The sequence below is a fragment of the Citrobacter sp. Marseille-Q5395 genome (assembly GCF_947057495.1).
In the GTDB taxonomy this organism is placed as follows: Bacteria; Pseudomonadota; Gammaproteobacteria; order Enterobacterales; family Enterobacteriaceae; genus Citrobacter; species Citrobacter murliniae.
The window spans coordinates 1-17,356 of the sequence record NZ_CAMSEL010000033.1 but is presented as its reverse complement, the minus strand read 5'-3'; the positions used below and the strand labels follow the sequence as shown (position 1 = coordinate 17,356).

Annotated in this window: 18 protein-coding genes and 1 riboswitch; of the genes, 8 read left to right on the top strand and 10 right to left on the bottom strand. The window is 53.7% G+C overall.

What is annotated here, in order from left to right:
• Nucleotides 1–61: 61 nt before the first annotated feature.
• From thiH to OH663_RS24485, 7 genes are all read right to left on the bottom strand, one after another.
• Nucleotides 62–1,195, bottom strand: a complete 1,134-nt coding sequence (gene thiH / locus OH663_RS24515; RefSeq protein ID WP_200013320.1) for a 2-iminoacetate synthase ThiH — start codon at nucleotides 1,193–1,195, stop codon at nucleotides 62–64.
• Complete coding sequence (gene thiG, locus OH663_RS24510; protein WP_200013321.1) at nucleotides 1,192–1,962, bottom strand: thiazole synthase; 771 nt, start codon at nucleotides 1,960–1,962, stop codon at nucleotides 1,192–1,194. Before thiG ends, thiH begins: the two co-directional genes overlap by 4 nt.
• A gap of 1 nt (nucleotide 1,963) precedes the next feature.
• Nucleotides 1,964–2,164: a sulfur carrier protein ThiS gene (gene thiS / locus OH663_RS24505; protein ID WP_045438358.1), complete on the bottom strand. Its 201-nt coding sequence runs from the start codon at nucleotides 2,162–2,164 to the stop codon at nucleotides 1,964–1,966.
• On the bottom strand, nucleotides 2,145–2,903 hold the full coding sequence (gene thiF / locus OH663_RS24500) for a thiazole biosynthesis adenylyltransferase ThiF (RefSeq protein ID WP_045438360.1): 759 nt from the start codon (nucleotides 2,901–2,903) through the stop codon (nucleotides 2,145–2,147). Before thiF ends, thiS begins: the two co-directional genes overlap by 20 nt.
• Entirely contained in the window at nucleotides 2,896–3,531 is a 636-nt protein-coding gene (thiE, locus tag OH663_RS24495) for a thiamine phosphate synthase (RefSeq protein WP_200013327.1), read from the bottom strand. The genes thiF and thiE overlap by 8 nt, the downstream gene beginning before the upstream one ends.
• Entirely contained in the window at nucleotides 3,531–5,429 is a 1,899-nt protein-coding gene (gene thiC, locus OH663_RS24490; protein ID WP_200013322.1) for a phosphomethylpyrimidine synthase ThiC, read from the bottom strand. Before thiC ends, thiE begins: the two co-directional genes overlap by 1 nt.
• 87 nt (nucleotides 5,430–5,516) lie before the next feature.
• Nucleotides 5,517–5,626: riboswitch (TPP riboswitch) on the bottom strand.
• 53 nt (nucleotides 5,627–5,679) lie between these two features.
• Nucleotides 5,680–6,168, bottom strand: coding sequence for an Rsd/AlgQ family anti-sigma factor (locus OH663_RS24485; RefSeq protein ID WP_045438375.1), 489 nt, complete (start codon nucleotides 6,166–6,168; stop codon nucleotides 5,680–5,682).
• A 95-nt stretch (nucleotides 6,169–6,263) separates the two neighbouring features.
• Between OH663_RS24485 and nudC the strand changes: the two genes are divergently transcribed.
• The 6 genes from nudC to OH663_RS24455 all read left to right on the top strand — a co-directional run bounded on the left by nudC (nucleotide 6,264) and on the right by OH663_RS24455 (nucleotide 10,628).
• Nucleotides 6,264–7,037 carry an NAD(+) diphosphatase gene (gene nudC / locus OH663_RS24480; protein ID WP_045438378.1) on the top strand — a complete coding sequence of 258 codons (774 nt, stop codon included), beginning with the start codon at nucleotides 6,264–6,266 and terminating at the stop codon, nucleotides 7,035–7,037.
• Between the two features lie 49 nt (nucleotides 7,038–7,086).
• The gene (hemE, locus tag OH663_RS24475; protein WP_045438381.1) at nucleotides 7,087–8,151 is read left to right on the top strand and encodes a uroporphyrinogen decarboxylase; all 1,065 of its coding nucleotides are present in this window, start codon (nucleotides 7,087–7,089) and stop codon (nucleotides 8,149–8,151) included.
• Nucleotides 8,152–8,160: 9 nt separating this feature from the next.
• Nucleotides 8,161–8,841 carry a deoxyribonuclease V gene (gene nfi / locus OH663_RS24470; RefSeq protein WP_200013323.1) on the top strand — a complete coding sequence of 227 codons (681 nt, stop codon included), beginning with the start codon at nucleotides 8,161–8,163 and terminating at the stop codon, nucleotides 8,839–8,841.
• A gap of 33 nt (nucleotides 8,842–8,874) precedes the next feature.
• Complete coding sequence (locus OH663_RS24465) at nucleotides 8,875–9,465, top strand: YjaG family protein (protein ID WP_003842015.1); 591 nt, start codon at nucleotides 8,875–8,877, stop codon at nucleotides 9,463–9,465.
• 186 nt (nucleotides 9,466–9,651) lie between these two features.
• Nucleotides 9,652–9,924, top strand: coding sequence for a nucleoid-associated protein HU-alpha (gene hupA, locus OH663_RS24460; protein WP_001044509.1), 273 nt, complete (start codon nucleotides 9,652–9,654; stop codon nucleotides 9,922–9,924).
• Between the two features lie 11 nt (nucleotides 9,925–9,935).
• Nucleotides 9,936–10,628: a DUF1481 domain-containing protein gene (locus OH663_RS24455; protein ID WP_045449391.1), complete on the top strand. Its 693-nt coding sequence runs from the start codon at nucleotides 9,936–9,938 to the stop codon at nucleotides 10,626–10,628.
• 37 nt (nucleotides 10,629–10,665) lie between these two features.
• Here the strand turns inward: OH663_RS24455 and zraP are convergent, their stop codons facing one another.
• Nucleotides 10,666–11,115, bottom strand: coding sequence for a zinc resistance sensor/chaperone ZraP (gene zraP / locus OH663_RS24450; RefSeq protein ID WP_045449394.1), 450 nt, complete (start codon nucleotides 11,113–11,115; stop codon nucleotides 10,666–10,668).
• 263 nt (nucleotides 11,116–11,378) lie between these two features.
• On the opposite strand from zraP, the gene zraS reads away from it, so the two are divergent.
• Both zraS and zraR read left to right on the top strand, forming a co-directional pair.
• Complete coding sequence (gene zraS, locus OH663_RS24445; RefSeq protein WP_200013324.1) at nucleotides 11,379–12,773, top strand: two-component system sensor histidine kinase ZraS; 1,395 nt, start codon at nucleotides 11,379–11,381, stop codon at nucleotides 12,771–12,773.
• Nucleotides 12,770–14,095 carry a sigma-54-dependent response regulator transcription factor ZraR gene (gene zraR / locus OH663_RS24440; RefSeq protein WP_045438396.1) on the top strand — a complete coding sequence of 442 codons (1,326 nt, stop codon included), beginning with the start codon at nucleotides 12,770–12,772 and terminating at the stop codon, nucleotides 14,093–14,095. Before zraS ends, zraR begins: the two co-directional genes overlap by 4 nt.
• Here the strand turns inward: zraR and purD are convergent.
• Nucleotides 14,092–15,381, bottom strand: coding sequence for a phosphoribosylamine--glycine ligase (purD, locus tag OH663_RS24435; RefSeq protein WP_200013325.1), 1,290 nt, complete (start codon nucleotides 15,379–15,381; stop codon nucleotides 14,092–14,094). The genes zraR and purD overlap by 4 nt on opposite strands.
• A gap of 15 nt (nucleotides 15,382–15,396) precedes the next feature.
• On the bottom strand, nucleotides 15,397–16,986 hold the full coding sequence (gene purH, locus OH663_RS24430) for a bifunctional phosphoribosylaminoimidazolecarboxamide formyltransferase/IMP cyclohydrolase (protein ID WP_200013326.1): 1,590 nt from the start codon (nucleotides 16,984–16,986) through the stop codon (nucleotides 15,397–15,399).
• Nucleotides 16,987–17,356: the final 370 nt, after the last annotated feature.

The window sequence follows — 17,356 nt, the reverse complement described above, 5'->3', positions numbered from 1 at the left end:
AAGCTCCCGTTTTTCACATTACGTAATGGCTCGTAAAATACTTATGCTCTTACATGATGGTTCATCGCGTTTGCGAAGCGCGTCCAAGATAGCTATCCCAGTCTTTCCACACGGGCTGTAACCCCTTTGCCATCAGTGCGTTGGCAACGGCTTCCGGGCGACGGTCGTCGTGAGGAGAGAACTGTTCCAGTTCAGGATGATTGTCGGCATAACCACCGGGCTGCGTTTTTGAAAAGGCGCTGACGTTGTTAATTGCCAGCGGAATGACGTGATCGCGAAACCACGGCGACTCGCGGGTGGAGAGCGACAGTTCAATTTCCGGAGCCAGCAAGCGAAATGCGCAAATGGTTTGTACCAGTTGACGCTCGTCCATAATTGATGCCGGCTCTATACCTCCGGTGCACGGACGCAGGCGAGGGAAGGAGATAGAATAACGGCTCTGCCAGTAATGTTGTTGCATCCACAGCAGATGTTCGGCCACCATGTAGCAATCAACCCGCCAGCTGTCGGATAGGCCAATCAACGCCCCAAGACCAATTTTGTCGATTCCGGCACGACCCAGTCTGTCCGGCGTTTCCAGCCGCCAGAAGAAGTCCTGCTTTTTCCCCTTCAGATGATGATGGGCGTAAATCGCCTCGTGATAGCTCTCCTGATAAACCATTACGCCATCCAGTCCTAACGCCTTTAGTTCTGCATATTCCGCTTCTGACAGCGGTTGTACCTCCATTTGTAAAGAGGAAAACTGGCGACGAATAGCGGGTAAATGGCGACGGAAGTAATCCATGCCGACCTTACTCTGATGCTCCCCAGTCACCAGCAACAAATGCTCAAATCCCAGCTTGCGAATGGCCTCGCACTCGCGAGCAATCTCCACGTCATCCAGCGTTTTACGCTTGATGCGGTTACTCATTGAAAAGCCGCAGTAGGTACAGTCGTTGGCACACAGATTGGAGAGGTACAGCGGAACGTAAAAACTCACTGTGTTACCAAAGCGTTGGCGGGTAAGTTTCTGCGCCCGCTGCGCCAGTGGCTCCAGATAGTCAGCAGCAGCAGGAGAGAGCAGAGCCATCAGGTCATCGCGACTAAGCTGCGAAGCGTTGAGAGCCCGTTGTACGTCAGCCGCAGTCTTACCGTTGATACGCAGGCGGAGGTCGTCCCAGTCCAGTTGTCGCCAGCGATCGCTGAACGTATTCATGCCATTACCTCCAGGAATCCAGTTAACGGGCTGGTGGCCTGCGCGTGTGAACTGCGGCTTCCCGGTACCGCCTGACGAGCCAAAACACCCGCTTCAACTGCCAGGCGGAAGGCGGTTGCCATCATCACTGGATCGTCCGCCACAGCTATCGCTGTATTGACCAGTACCGCGTCGGCACCCATTTCCAGTGCCTGTGTGGCGTGGCTGGGTACGCCGATACCTGCGTCAACGACCACCGGGACGGTCGCTTGCTGAATGATGATATCCAGCATGGATCGCGTTTCCAGCCCCTGGTTGGAGCCTATAGGCGCACCGAGCGGCATTACTGCCGCACAACCTGCTTCTTCCAGCCGCTTGCACAACACCGGGTCAGCGCCACAGTAGGGGAGCACTATGAATCCCTGCCTCACCAGTGCTTCGGCGGCTTTCAGCGTTTCTATCGGGTCCGGTAGCAGCCAGCGGGCGTCCGGGTGAATTTCTAACTTCAGCCAGTTTGTCCCCAGCGCTTCACGCGCCAGTTGTGCAGCAAAGATAGCTTCTTCCGCCGTTTTTGCTCCCGACGTGTTGGGTAGCAGTGTCACGCCAGCCTCGACCAATGGCGCCAGGATCGCGTCGTTGTGCTGACGTAAATCCACGCGCTTCATTGCCAGCGTCACTAACTGGCTACCAGAAGCACGAATGGCGTCCACCATCAGTTGCGATGACGCAAATTTTCCGGTCCCGGTGAACAGATGTGAATCAAACGTTTTGTCGGCAATTCGTAACATATCAACCCCCTGCTATAACCTGAAAAAGCAGGATCTGGTCGCCTTCCTGCACGATTTGCTGCTCCCACCGCTCGCGCGGCAGGATCTGTTGATTCAGCGCCAGCGCTGTACCGGGTTTAAGCTGATTAAGCTGAACCAGTAGGTTGCTGACGTTTTGTCCCTCGATACACTGTATAGGTTCATCATTGAACAGGATCTGCATGTTGCCCCCCACATACCTGACAACCGCTGGCACGACGCAGCGCCAGGCTGCGCCACTGGCTGGTTTTACCGTCAAACAGGCGTAATTCACCTGTGGGTGTTTCAATGCCGCTCAGCAATTTGATGGCTTCCAGTGCCTGCAACGTTCCCATTATTCCGACGACCGGACCGACAATGCCCGCAGTGCGACAATTGCGTTCCGGTTCCACATCATCTGGCCACAGGCAGCGGTAACAGCCCTGTTCCCAGGGGGGCGTGAGTACCATTAACTGACCGCCAAAACCGACCGCGCTGGCGGTGATGAGGGGCGTATTCAGCGCCACGCAGGCGGCGTTGATCTCCTGGCGGGTCGCCATGTTATCGGTACAGTCGAGCACCACGTCGGCATGTGCAACGGCATGTCTGAGGGCATCGCCCGTCAGACGCTGCTGTAATGCTACCAGTTCGATATCCGGGTTGAGCCGCGTCAGTCGTTGCTGCGCAGCCTGCGATTTTGACCGGGCGATATCATCGGTAGTGAACAGGATCTGGCGTTGCAGGTTGCTCAGATGCACATCGTCATCGTCAACCAGTACCAGTGTTCCTACGCCCGCACCTGCCAGATACAGCGCTGCGGGTGAACCTAATCCGCCTAAACCGATAATCAGCACGTGGCTTGCGTTGAGCTTTTGCTGGCCCTCAATGGCAATATCGCCCAGTAATATTTGGCGGCTGTAGCGCATAAAATCACGATCATTCATTGCCGACTCCCGCGATTTCGAGCAGTTGGGCCGTGGCAGCACGCCAGTTTGCGGCCTGAGTGATTGCACTAACCACGGCAATACTACCGACACCGGTAGCCAGCACTGCTGGCGCTCGTTCAAGGCTTATTCCGCCGATAGCGACGGTGGGGTAATCAGCCAGCCGCTTAATATGGTTCGTCAGTTGTGCCAGCCCCTGTGGGGCAGATGGCATCTGTTTGGTTTGCGTCGGAAAGACATGTCCTAGTGCGATGTAAGACGGGCGAGCGGCGAGCGCCACGTCGATCTCCATATCATCGTGGGTCGACACACCAAGGCGCAAACCTGCAGCCTGAATAGCCTTCAGGTCGGTGGTTTCGAGGTCTTCCTGTCCCAGATGCACGCCGTAAGCCTGGTGTTTTACTGCCAGTCGCCAGTAGTCGTTGATAAACAGCCGGGCGTTGTAGCGCCGCCCCAGCGCAATGGCGGCAACCACGTCGGCTTCAACTTCTCCATCTCGCTTGTCTTTAATGCGCAGTTGGATCGTGCGCACGCCTGCTTCCAGTAGACGCTCAATCCACAACACGCTGTCGACGACCGGGTAAAGGCCGAGACGAAAAGGCACCGTAGGAAAATCAGGCTGATACATCACGCTTCCTCCTTTTTCAGGTAGATTTCGCCACCTTTGGCGCGGAAGTTTTCTGACATATCGGCCATGCCGACTTCAATGGTTTGTGCGGCGGCGTAGTCGCGAACTTCCTGGCTGATTTTCATTGAGCAGAATTTCGGTCCGCACATCGAGCAGAAGTGGGCGACTTTGCCTGACTCCTGCGGCAGGGTTTCATCGTGATAGGCGCGGGCGGTGAATGGGTCGAGCGCCAGATTAAACTGGTCTTCCCAGCGGAATTCAAAGCGTGCTTTCGACATGGCGTTATCGCGGATTTGCGCACCAGGATGGCCTTTGGCTAAATCAGCGGCGTGCGCGGCAATCTTGTAGGTGATTAGCCCCTGTTTTACATCCTCTTTGTTCGGCAGGCCGAGATGCTCCTTCGGCGTGACGTAACAGAGCATCGCACAGCCGAACCAGCCAATCATCGCGGCGCCAATGCCGGAGGTGAAGTGGTCATAACCTGGCGCGATATCGGTGGTCAACGGTCCTAAGGTGTAGAACGGCGCTTCATGGCAGTGTTCAAGCTCTTCGGTCATATTGCGTTGGATCATCTGCATCGGTACATGGCCCGGGCCTTCAATCATCACCTGTACGTCATATTCCCAGGCAATTTTGGTCAGTTCTCCCAGCGTATGTAGCTCGGAGAACTGCGCTTCATCGTTGGCATCCTGAATCGAGCCAGGACGCAGGCCGTCGCCTAATGAGAGCGAAACATCATAGGCGGCGCAGATTTCGCAAATTTCGCGGAAGTGCTCAAACAGGAAGTTCTCTTTGTGATGGGATAGGCACCACTTCGCCATAATTGAACCGCCGCGCGAAACAATCCCGGTCAGACGTTTGGCGGTCATTGGTACGTAGCGCAGCAGCACGCCTGCGTGGATGGTGAAGTAGTCGACGCCCTGTTCTGCCTGCTCCAGCAGTGTGTCGCGGAACGCTTCCCAGGTCAGATCTTCGGCGATCCCGTTGACCTTCTCCAGCGCCTGGTAGATCGGTACGGTACCGATTGGTACCGGGCTGTTACGCAGGATCCATTCGCGAGTTTCGTGAATATAGCGACCTGTAGAAAGGTCCATCACCGTATCCGCCCCCCAGCGTGTAGACCACACCAGTTTTTCGACCTCTTCTTCGATGGAAGAGGTGACCGCTGAGTTGCCGATATTGGCGTTGACCTTCACCAGAAAATTGCGGCCGATAATCATCGGTTCCGATTCCGGGTGGTTGATGTTGGCAGGTATGATGGCGCGTCCGGCGGCGACTTCATCACGCACAAATTCCGGCGTGATATTTTCTGGCAGGCGTGCGCCAAAGCTCATCCCCGGGTGCTGGTGGCGTAACACTTCACTACGAATACGCTCGCGGCCCATGTTTTCGCGGATAGCGATAAACTCCATCTCAGGGGTGACGATCCCTTGACGGGCGTAGTGTAGTTGCGTGACGCGCTTACCGGCTTTAGCGCGCTTTGGGGTCAGCAGGCCTGTGAAGCGTAACTCGTCAAGGCCATCATCGGCCAGACGTTGTTTGGTGTACGCCGAGCTGCGGTCATTAAGCTCTTCGCTGTCGTTACGTGCTGCAATCCATGGCTGGCGCAGCTTTGCCAGCCCCTTCTGGACATTAATCGCCACATCCGGATCGCCGTACGGGCCGGAGGTATCGTACACCGGTACAGCTTCGTTATCTTCAAACTGCGGATTGTCTTTCGAACCGCCGGTCAGCGTCGAACTAAGCTGGATTTCACGCATCGGAATACGGATATCCGGCTGCGAACCGGTTATGTAGATGCGTTTCGAGTTAGGAAAGGCGGTTCCTTCCAGGGTATCGATAAAGTGTTGGGCCTGGGCGCGCTGTTCGCGACGTGATGGTTTAGTAGTGGCAGACATAGCTCATTCCAAAAAAAGTAAGGATATGGCTTGTCAGACGACGGATTGAGTAATGGATGCGCGCCGCCCGTGAAGGCAGCAGCATAAAGCTGAATTACTCTTGTTCCCTTCGCAGGTATTAGCCTGATCAGGTTCCGCGGATCCCGAATTAACGGTCTCAGCCTACGCTTTCACGTAAGGCACTCCGACAAGAAGCAACCTCTGATGATTAGAGGTAATGAATGTAAACTACTCGTTAATGCTGCAGATCTCAAGCAGGACGTTTGATCATGGCATTGTCATGCATCGCGTCAAACACCAGCATAATCAGCTTATCTTCCAGCACAAACCGGGCTTCCAGTGCCTCGCCAAGATCGGACAAAGCCTTTTGAAATTCAAGGAAGTTATCATGATCAATCGCGGTTTCCAGGCTGGAATCATAATAGTCCATGATCAGCTGCGTATTGGCTTCCAGTGATGGCCAAATTTTTGTTGCTTTTAAAAGCTGCCCGTTCCCTTCCAATTTATGGAGAATACGTTCATAAATACTGAAGTGTCCGGTGGATAGGTAATCGACCAGGCTTTGACAAAAATCATCCAGCGCTTTTTCATTGAGCCGCATGTACGATTCTTTGCCAGGCTTAATGCCAACCAGATTGTAGTAAGCCACGAGCAGGTGCTTACGTACATGTAGCCAGCGATCAACCAGTTTATTACTTCCTCCGACGTGCTCCGTCAGGCTTTCCAGCTGGTTTAGCATGATTGACTCCGCAAGTGATGTTTAAGAACTGCTCGCCCATAAATGTAAAAATAATGTAAACAACATGCCTGTGAAGCAAAGGTTGCGCAAGAGATATGGATCGTATAATTGAAAAATTAGACAGCGGCTGGTGGATTGTCAGCCATGAGCAAAAAATTTGGCTACCTCGCGGAGAGCTGCCATATGGTGAAGCGGCAAATTTTGATCTTGTAGGACAGCGCGCACTGCCGATCGGCGAATGGGAAGGGGATACGGTCTGGCTGGTGCAGCAGCAGCGACGGCATGATATGGGCTCGGTGCGTCAGGTTATCGATCAGGATGTAGGCTTGTTTCAACTGGCCGGACGCGGTGTGCAACTGGCGGAGTTCTATCGCTCGCACAAATTCTGCGGTTACTGCGGCCATGCTATGTACCCGAGTAAAACCGAATGGGCGATGTTGTGCAGCCACTGCCGTGAACGCTACTACCCGCAAATTGCGCCCTGCATTATCGTTGCTATCCGCCGTGATGACAGCCTTCTTCTTGCCCAACATGTTCGCCATCGCAATGGCGTGCATACCGTGCTGGCAGGTTTTGTCGAAGTGGGGGAAACATTAGAACAGGCGGTAGCACGTGAAGTGATGGAAGAGAGCGGTATCAAGGTGAAGAACCTGCGCTACGTCACCTCCCAACCGTGGCCGTTTCCGCAGTCGTTGATGACCGCATTTATGGCAGAGTACGACAGTGGCGAGATTGTAATCGACCCGAAAGAGCTGTTGGAAGCGAACTGGTATCGCTACGATGATTTACCGCTTCTTCCCCCGCCGGGAACCGTTGCGCGTCGACTGATCGAAGATACCGTCGCGATGTGTCGGGCCGAGTACGAGTAAACTTCGAGTAGTGATACACTGGCGGTCTGACGCTATAAGGAATATAAAAATGACCGAACTGAAGAACGATCGTTACCTGCGTGCGCTGCTGCGCCAGCCCGTTGATGTCACTCCAGTATGGATGATGCGCCAGGCGGGCCGCTATTTGCCGGAGTACAAAGCCACCCGAGCACAGGCGGGCGATTTTATGTCGCTGTGCAAAAATGCCGAGCTGGCATGTGAAGTGACGCTACAGCCGTTGCGCAGATATAAACTCGATGCGGCGATCCTCTTTTCGGACATTCTGACTATTCCGGATGCAATGGGGCTTGGTCTCCATTTTGAAGCCGGTGAAGGTCCACGTTTTACCTCGCCAATTACCTGTAAAGCCGATGTTGATAAATTGCCGATTCCGGATCCTGAAGGTGAATTGGGATACGTTATGAATGCGGTACGTACTATTCGCCGTGAACTGAAGGGCGAAGTGCCGCTGATCGGCTTCTCCGGTAGCCCGTGGACGCTGGCAACCTATATGGTAGAGGGCGGCAGCAGCAAAGCCTTCACCGTGATTAAAAAGATGATGTACGCCGACCCTAAGGCTCTGCATCTGCTGCTTGATAAGTTGGCGAAAAGCGTCACCTTGTACCTGAACGCACAGATCAAAGCGGGTGCGCAGTCGGTGATGATCTTCGACACCTGGGGCGGTGTGTTGACCGGGCGTGATTATCAGCAGTTCTCTCTCTACTACATGCACAAAATTGTTGATGGCTTGCTGCGTGAAAACGAAGGTCGCCGCGTGCCGGTAACGCTGTTCACTAAAGGCGGTGGACAGTGGCTGGAAGCGATGGCGGAAACCGGTTGTGATGCATTAGGTCTCGACTGGACGACGGATATTGCTGATGCGCGTCGTCGTGTTGGTCATAACGTGGCGCTGCAGGGCAATATGGACCCGTCCATGCTGTATGCGCCGCCAGCTCGTATCGAAGAAGAGGTGGCGACCATTCTCGCGGGGTTTGGTCAGGGTGAAGGGCACGTCTTTAACCTTGGTCACGGTATTCACCAGGACGTGCCGCCAGAGCATGCGGGTGTCTTCGTGGAGGCGGTGCATCGCTTGTCCGAACAGTACCACCGCTAAGGAATCAGCATGGATCTCGCGTCGCTGCGCGCAAAACAGCTTGAACTGGCTTCTTCGGTGATCCGGGAGGATCGCCTTGAGAACGATCCGCCGGATCTGATCGGTGGGGCGGATGTTGGGTTTGAGCAGGGCGGTGAAGTGACGCGAGCCGCGATGGTCTTGCTGAAATACCCTACGCTTGAGCTGGTTGAATACAAGGTGGCGCGTATCGCCACCACCATGCCGTATATCCCCGGTTTTCTCTCTTTTCGTGAAACTCCCGCACTAATGGCGGCGTGGCAGCTTTTATCACAAAAGCCGGATCTGCTGTTTGTGGACGGACACGGGATTTCCCATCCTCGCCGTCTGGGTGTCGCCAGCCATTTTGGTCTGCTGGTGGATGTGCCGACAATTGGTGTGGCGAAAAAGCGACTGTGCGGTAAATTTGAACCGCTTGCCGCTGAACCTGGTGCCTTATCTCCGCTACTGGATAACGGTGAGCAGCTGGCATGGGTCTGGCGTAGCAAAGCACGCTGTAATCCACTGTTTATCTCTACTGGTCATCGCGTGAGCATGGACAGCGCATTGGCGTGGGTGCAGCGCTGTATGAACGGCTATCGTCTGCCGGAACCGACTCGCTGGGCGGATGCGGTAGCATCGGAACGCCCGGCATTTTCGCGGCTTGCAGCAAAAACACCCCATATCGGGTAAACTGCCGCTAATTTCCGTATTTGAGAACTCAACATGTTACAAAATCCGATTCATTTGCGCCTGGAGAAGCTGGAAAGCTGGCAGCACGTCACTTTTATGGCATGCCTGTGCGAGCGCATGTACCCAAACTACGCCATGTTCTGTAAGCAAACTGAGTTTGGCGATGGGCAAATTTACCGCCGAATTCTGGATTTGATTTGGGAAGCGCTGACGGTCAAAGATGCAAAAATCAACTTTGACAGCCAACTGGAGAAGTTTGAAGAGGCTATCCCGTCGGCAGATGATTACGATCTGTACGGCGTTTATCCGGCAATTGATGCTTGCGTGGCATTAAGTGAATTGATGCACTCACGTTTGAGTGGTGAAACTCTCGAACACGCGATTGAAGTCAGTAAAGCCTCGATCACGACGGTCGCGATGCTGGAAATGACTCAGGCTGGTCGCGAAATGACCGATGAAGAGCTGAAAGAAAATCCTGCCGTTGAACAAGAATGGGATATTCAGTGGGAAATATTCCGACTTTTGGCCGACTGTGAAGAACGCGATATTGAACTGATAAAAGGGCTGCGTGCAGACCTGCGCGAGGCTGGCGAGAGCAATATTGGTATAAATTTTCAGCAATGACACAACAAAACGTGATTTAACGCCTGATTTGTCGTGCCTGAAGGCTTCCCATCCGCCCCCGGTCTGGTCTACATTTGGGGGGCGAAAAAAAGTGGCTATCGGTGCGTGTATGCAGGAGAGTGCTTTTTTGGCATTTCCGTCGCACTCGATGCTTAGCAAGCGATAAACACATTGTAAGGATAACTTATGAACAAGACTCAACTGATTGATGTAATTGCAGACAAAGCAGAACTGTCTAAAACCCAGGCTAAAGCTGCTCTGGAATCCACTCTGGCTGCTATTACTGAGTCTCTGAAAGAAGGCGATGCTGTACAACTGGTTGGTTTCGGTACCTTCAAAGTGAACCACCGCGCTGAGCGCACTGGCCGCAACCCGCAGACCGGTAAAGAAATCAAAATCGCCGCAGCTAACGTACCGGCATTTGTTTCTGGTAAAGCACTGAAAGACGCGGTTAAGTAATTCGCGTGGCAGTGAACAGTTTTAACGAAGGGGCGGTTTCGCCCCTTTTGTCCATCTGGCGTCATACGCTTTGGCTTTCAGGTGTTCTGTTGCTGTCAGCCTGCAGTCGCCATTCTGAGCTTCCTCCGTTCACGGCCAGCGGCTATGTTGGCGATCAGGGGGCGGTGCGCGTCTGGCGTAAAGATTCCAGTGACGATGTTCACTTGCTCTCGGTATTTAGTCCGTGGCGTAAAGGCGAGACCACCACCAGTGAATACCGCTGGCAGGGTGATTCGCTCTCTCTGATAGAACTTAATGTATACAGCAAGCCGCCGGAGCATATTCGCATACGCTTCGATGACCGGGGCGAGCTGAGTTTCATGCAGCGTGAAGTTGACGGGCAAAAGCAGCAGCTTTCCAGCGATCAAATAGCACTCTACCGCTACCGTGCCGATCAAATCCGCCAGACCAGCGACGCGTTGCGTCAGGGGCGTGTTGTATTACGTCAGGGACGCTGGCATGCGAATAACACGGTCACCACCTGCGAGGGCGAGACAATTAAGCCCGACTTAGATTCATGGGCAATAAACCATATTGAGCGCCGCCAGAGCCATTCATCGGTAGATGTAAGCGTTGCCTGGCTGGAAGCGCCAGAAGGATCTCAGCTATTGCTGGTCGCCAATGAGGATTTTTGTCACTGGCAACCTAAAGCCAAGACCTTCTGAAAACCTGGACCGTAAGCCGTCATTCGGCAGACTACGCTTACCAGTGACCCATTCCCATATGACCACCGCCGCGATGGTTACCGCCACCACCACATCCGCCGTAACCCATTCCGGCTGCGCGAGGTACACCCGCCTGCGCCATCGCGACATCCCGCTTAACACGCTGCTCGTCGAGTGACTGATTCAGAGACTCCATCTCTTTTGCCACTGCATTAATTTTTGCAGTATCCGGCGAGCTGGCGGTTAACAACGCATTGTATTCGTAACGTTTGGAAACCAGCTGTTGGCGTAATGCGCTGGTCTGCGTGTAGTAATCGTCATATATTTTTTGGGCGGCAGTCTGCTGTTCAGTGGTCATTGGAATTCCGCCCTGTTGCGACATCCCATTACCATTGCCCCAGTGATGTTGTGCTAACGCTGAGGTGGAGCCCAAAGCCATAAGAGAGAGCGCGAGCAGCGCCAGACCCATTTTGTTATTCCGTTTCATCATTTGTTCTCCTGTTGGTTATCTTATTTTCTCTATTGCATCTTCCGTGCCAGCCTGCGGATCCCCACACTACGGGTGCCGTTCAGATATTTGCCCGCTGGAAGTGAGTAAAAATGACTCGTCGGAACGTCCCGGTGGGTCATTTTTACCCACTACTTTCAATTGTTTGTGCCGAAGAGCTGGGTTATCAGGGAGAAAAAATGGCATGATTTCTGCTGTATACCTGAAACGAAGCAAGGTAACGATGGTGAAAGGGAGAACGTATGCGTTTATATAAGGATACGGCGGCAAAGTGGCTGAGCAGACTATTGCCGGCGGCAATCCTGATATTGGTCGGCTGGTTTTCTATTATGACCATTCGGGACTATGGTCGGGAAAGCGACGCCGCCCGGCAAACGTTACTGGAAAAAGGGAGTGTGCTGATCCGCGCCCTTGAGTCTGGTACGCGTGTGGGAATGGGAATGCGTATGCATCATGCTCAGCAACAAACGTTGCTGGAGGAAATGGCGGTGCAACCGGGGGTGCTATGGTTTGCTGTCGTAGACACGCATGGCACCATCATTACGCACAGTAATTCCGCGATGGTTGGCAAAACACTCTATTCGCCAGATGTGTTGCGAGAGCTAAATTCTGGGGAACAGGAACGCTGGCGGCGTATCGATATACCGGCCGATGACGGCGAAAAAATGCCGGTACTGGAAATTTATCGCCAGTTCCAGCCGATGTATGGTCCAGGAAGACACGGCATGGCGCGCTGTGACGGTAATGACGAGCACAGTAATACGCCTGAGCAAACCATTTTTATCGCCTTTGATGCCAGCGATCTGGCGGCAACGCAGGCCAGAGAGTGGCGTAATACACTGATTGTCCTTTCTGCGCTGGCGGCCGTGCTGCTGGCAACTGTGCTGACATTTTTCTGGTATCAGCGCTATCAGCGTTCGTATAAAGAATTGCAGGATGCGATGAAGCGCAAAGAAAAATTGATGGCGCTCGGACATCTGGCGGCAGGGGTAGCGCATGAAATTCGTAACCCACTGTCTTCCATCAAAGGATTAGCGAAGTATTTTGCCGAACGTACGCCAGCGGGTGGTGAGTCGCATGAGCTGGCACAAGTGATGGCGAAAGAGGCAGACCGTTTAAACCGGGTGGTGAGTGAACTGCTGGAGCTGGTGAAGCCTGCTCATCTGACGCTGCAAAAGGTGGATCTTAATGAGGTCATCAACCACTCCCTGCATCTTGTCAGCCAGGATGCCCTGAGTCGGGAAATCCAGCTGCAGTTTACAGCAGACACCTCTTTACCGGCTATTCAGGCCGATCCTGATCGGCTTACGCAGGTCCTGCTGAATCTGTACCTGAACGCCATTCATGCCATTGGCCATCAGGGTACGATTACGGTTGAGGTGAGTGAAAGTAGTGCCGATCGGGTTAAAATTGTGGTGACTGATAGCGGAAAGGGTATTGCGCCCGAACAGCTGGAGGCCATTTTTACGCCTTATTTCACGACGAAAGCCGACGGTACTGGTCTGGGGCTGGCGGTGGTGCAAAACATCATTGAACAGCATGGCGGAACCATTCAGGTGACAAGTGTTGAGGGCAAAGGCGCGGTCTTTACTCTCTGGCTGCCGATCAAAGCGAAACAACAGGACAGACAAGGATGACTCACGGACAAATCGATATTCTGGTTGTGGATGATGACATTAGTCACTGCACGATTTTACAGGCGCTGCTTCGCGGCTGGGGCTATAACGTATCACTGGCCTATAGTGGCCGGGAGGCGCTGGAGCAGGTGCGTGAACACGTTTTTGATCTGGTGCTGTGCGATGTGCGTATGGCAGAGATGGATGGCATCGAAACGCTGAAAGAGATAAAAGTCCTGAATCCGGCGATACCTATTTTGATTATGACCGCATTTTCCAGCGTCGAAACGGCGGTGGAAGCACTCAAAGCCGGGGCGCTGGACTATTTAATTAAGCCATTGGACTTTGACCGACTGCAGGAGACGCTGGAAAAGTCGCTGGCGCATACGCGGGATACCACCGTTGAATCGCTTTCGGCTCCGGCTTCGCAGTTTGGCATGATTGGCAGAAGTCCGGTGATGCAGCAACTGCTTAATGAGATTGCGATGGTGGCACCGTCGGATGCCACAGTGCTCATTCATGGAGACTCCGGGACGGGGAAAGAACTGGTTGCCCGTGCGCTGCATGCCAGTAGCGCACGTTGTAATAAACCGCTGGTGACGCTGAACTGCGCGGCACTCAATGAATCCCTGCTGGAGTCTGAACTGTTTGGTCATGAAAAAGGGGCGTTTACGGGGGCCGACAAACGGCGGGAAGGTCGCTTTGTGGAAGCCGACGGTGGCACGTTATTTCTCGATGAAATTGGCGATATTTCACCGCTGATGCAGGTGCGTCTGCTACGGGCGATTCAGGAACGCGAAGTTCAACGTGTGGGCAGCAACCAGACTCTTGCTGTCGATGTCCGGCTGATAGCTGCGACGCACCGCGATTTAGCACAAGAGGTCAATGCCGGGCGTTTTCGTCAGGATCTCTACTACCGGCTGAATGTGGTCACCATTGAAATGCCCGCGCTTCGTCAGCGTAGGGAAGATATTCCGTTGCTGGCGGAACATTTTTTGCAGCATTTTGCGCAGCGTAACCGCAAAGCGGTGAAAGGCTTTACCCCACAGGCAATGGATCTGTTGATCCACTATGACTGGCCGGGGAATATTCGCGAGCTGGAAAACGCCATTGAACGGGCAGTGGTTCTGCTGACGGGGGAATATATCTCTGAGCGTGAGCTGCCGATGGCAATTGCCGCGACGCCGATAAAAGCAGAAAGCAGTCTGGAGATTCAACCGCTGGTGGATGTCGAAAAAGAGGTTATTCTGGCGGCGCTGGAAAAAACAGGCGGCAACAAAACTGAAGCCGCCCGTCAGTTAGGGATCACGCGTAAAACGCTGTTGGCGAAAATTTCGCGTTAGCGTTGCTCGCGCTCGATAGCGCGCCAGCCAATGTCGTTACGGCTAAAGCTGCCATCCCAGTGGATATCGGTCATTAAGGCGTAAGCGCGTTTCTGCGCTTCGGCCACGGTATACCCCAGTGCGGTGGCACACAGGACGCGACCACCGTTGGTCAGCACGCGATCGTCATCAGACAGTTTCGTGCCCGCATGGAATACTTTACCGCCTTCAATTTCTTCCAGCGGCAGGCCGTGGATCTCATCACCGGTATTGTAGTTGCCAGGATAACCGCCTGCAGCAATAACCACGCCCAGAGATGCACGCTCGTCCCACTCGGAGGTTTTCTCATCCAGTTTACCGTCGCAGGCGGCGAGGCACAGGTCAACCAGGTCTGATTTCATGCGCAACATGATCGGCTGAGTTTCCGGGTCGCCAAAGCGGCAGTTGAACTCGATAACTTTCGGGTTGCCTTGTTTGTCGATCATCAGACCGGCGTACAGGAAACCGGTGTAGGTGTTACCTTCCGCCGCCATCCCTTTCACAGTCGGCCAGATGATCCGTTCCATCGTGCGCTGGTGAACCTCGTCAGTCACTACCGGGGCCGGAGAGTAAGCCCCCATACCGCCAGTGTTCGGGCCAGTATCGCCATTGCCTACGCGTTTGTGGTCCTGGCTGGTAGCCATCGGTAGTACGTGCTCACCGTCAACCATCACGATAAAGCTCGCTTCTTCACCGTCAAGAAACTCCTCGATTACGATGCGGTGACCGGCATCGCCAAAAGCGTTGCCTGCCAGCATATCGTGCACAGCGGCTTCAGCTTCCTCCAGCGTCATCGCCACGATAACGCCTTTACCGGCAGCCAGACCGTCGGCCTTGATGACAATCGGTGCGCCTTTCTCACGCAGATACGCCAGTGCAGGCTCGATTTCGGTGAAGTTCTGGTACTCCGCCGTCGGGATGTGATGACGGGCGAGGAAATCTTTAGTGAACGCTTTGGAGCCTTCAAGCTGCGCGGCACCTTCGGTTGGGCCAAAGATCTTCAGACCAGCAGCACGGAAAGCATCGACAACGCCAATCACCAGCGGCGCTTCCGGGCCAACGATAGTCAGATCAATTTTCTCGTTCTGGGCGAAGCTCAGCAAAGCCGGAATATCGGTAACATTGATCGCTACGTTTTGCAGTGTGGGCTCTAACGCGGTACCCGCATTGCCCGGTGCAACAAAAACGGTATTAACCAATGGAGATTGTGCAGCTTTCCAGGCCAGGGCGTGCTCACGTCCACCGTTGCCAATAACTAATACTTTCATCGTCTGCTCCGTGGATTAATGGCGGAAATGGCGCATATCGGTAAAGATCATTGCAATGCCGTGTTCATCGGCGGCAGCAATTACCTCATCATCACGGATGGAGCCGCCTGGCTGGATCACACAGCTCACACCAACGGCGGCAGCGGCATCAATACCATCACGGAACGGGAAGAAGGCGTCAGATGCCATCGCGGAGCCTTTTACTTCCAGTCCTTCGTCGGCAGCTTTAATCCCGGCGATCTTCGCAGAGTAAACACGGCTCATCTGACCTGCACCTATGCCGATGGTCATGTTCTCTTTGGCGTAGACAATGGCGTTAGACTTGACGAATTTCGCGACTTTCCAGCAGAACAACGCATCACGCAGTTCTTGTTCGGTAGGCTGACGTTTGCTCACCACGCGCAGTTCACCTTCGGTGACCATACCCAGGTCGCGATCCTGAACCAGCAGGCCGCCGTTAACGCGTTTGAAATCCAGCCCCGGCACACGCTGTGCCCATTGACCACAGGTCAGGACGCGAACGTTCTGCTTAGCGGCGGTGATTTTCAGTGCGTCTTCAGTGGCTGACGGGGCGATGATCACTTCAACAAACTGACGGGAGATGATGGCTTGTGCCGTTTCTGCATCCAGTTCGCGGTTAAAGGCAATGATGCCGCCGAACGCGGAGGTCGGGTCAGTTTTGTACGCGCGGTCGTAGGCGTCGAGAATAGAAGTACTTACTGCCACGCCGCACGGGTTGGCGTGCTTAACGATAACACAGGCTGGCTCATTGAACTCTTTTACGCATTCCAGCGCCGCGTCAGTATCAGCGATGTTGTTATAGGAAAGCGCTTTACCTTGTACCTGTTGTGCGGTAGCTACAGAAGCTTCTTTTACATTCTCTTCTATATAGAAGGCTGCCTGCTGGTGGCTGTTCTCGCCGTAGCGCATATCCTGCTTCTTAATGAAGTTCAGGTTCAGAGTACGCGGGAAGCGTCCAGCGGCTTCTTTGCTTTCACCGTGATAGGCCGGAACCATGCTGCCGAAGTAGTTGGCAATCATGCTGTCGTAAGCGGCGGTGTGTTCGAAGGCTTTGATGGCGAGATCGAAACGGGTATCGAGAGTCAGTGAGCCGTCGTTGGCATCCATCTCTTTAATAATGGCGTCGTAGTCGTTGCTCTTTACCACGATAGCAACGTCTTTATGGTTCTTGGCGGCAGAGCGCACCATGGTCGGGCCGCCGATATCAATGTTTTCTACAGCATCTTCCAGCGAGCAGCCTTCACGAGCGACGGTCTCGGCGAACGGATACAGGTTAACGACAACCATATCGATAGGTGCAATACCGTGTTGTTCCATTATCCCGTCATCCTGGCCGCGACGACCCAGAATGCCGCCGTGTACTTTTGGATGCAGGGTTTTCACACGTCCATCCATCATTTCCGGGAAGCCGGTGTAATCGGAAACTTCGGTCACTGGCAGACCTTTCTCTGCTAACAGGCGAGCGGTGCCGCCTGTAGACAGCAGTTCCACACCGCGTGCGGAAAGTGCCTGAGCGAATTCGATAATACCTGCTTTGTCAGAAACACTGAGCAGAGCGCGGCGGACTGGACGACGTTGTTGCATGGTAAATCCCCTGGATTTGACTATAACAGAGAGCGTTAGCTGAGTTTTTGCGTAAAAACTCAGCTAACGCCCCTTACGGGGCATCCTTGTTTTGCCGCAGCATTGTAACGAAAACGTTTGCGCAACGCTCGCGAATTTTTCTTATTCAATATTTACCCTTATTTTGCCAACTAAAGATCGCACTTACAGGGAGAGGATCGCCGAAATGATCGTGCTGTTTGTGGATAACTCTGTGTGTAAACAGGTATAAGGCAGGGTTTTGCTGTGGAATGCAGCAGTCAGTCATTTTTCTGACATTTAAGGGTTGCGGGCGCCGGAGAACTCCCTATAATGCGCCTCCATCGACACGGCGGATGTGAATCACTTCACA